The organism is Salinifilum aidingensis, from assembly GCF_054782015.1.
This window is the reverse complement of record NZ_BAAGTH010000054.1, coordinates 1-536: the sequence shown is the minus strand read 5'-3', so window position 1 is coordinate 536 and position 536 is coordinate 1. Positions and strand designations below refer to the sequence as shown.

Here is a 536-nt window from a genome sequence, read left to right as displayed (position 1 = left end):
CCTCGTCCACCACACCATGCACGCCCTCTCCACGCGGATGTGGGGGTTCACCAGGGACGTGCTGCCCACCCCTCAGGCGCCGGCGGACCCCGAGGAGCGGTCCCGGGCGATGGCGGCCTTCGCCGCGTCGTACCCCGCGATCGTGCGGATGGCGACGACCTCCCCCCACGCTGGTGAGGCGTGCGACGACGATGCGGAGTTCGCCTTCGCCCTCGACCTCATCCTCACCGGCACGCAACGTCTCCACGAGAGCGGCTGGGACCGGTCGGTCTCGGTGCAGGCGGGGCTCACGCACAGGTCAGGATGATGCTGCTCGTCCTGGAGACCGATCTCTCCCAGATCTGGACGGTGCCGCGCCGTCGCCGCTACGGGCCGCTGCTCGGCGGGATGGCGGTGGACGTGGTCCTGCTCAGCCTGCTGCTGGGCGCCCGTCTGCTGATCCGGCAGGGAGCGTGGTCGCCGGACCCCGTGGTGGACGCGACGCTCTCGACCTGGGTGTTCGTGAAGCTGGCAAGTCGGAGGCCAAGCGGCCTTAG

The 536-nt window shown here is 70.9% G+C and carries 2 pseudogenes; both read left to right on the top strand.

Annotated elements, in window-relative coordinates:
* A pseudogene (locus ACYVJE_RS23095) lies at positions 1 to 307 on the top strand (hypothetical protein); the annotation flags it as partial.
* A pseudogene (locus tag ACYVJE_RS23090) lies at positions 304 to 536 on the top strand (hypothetical protein); the annotation flags it as partial. The pseudogenes ACYVJE_RS23095 and ACYVJE_RS23090, both read left to right, overlap by 4 nt.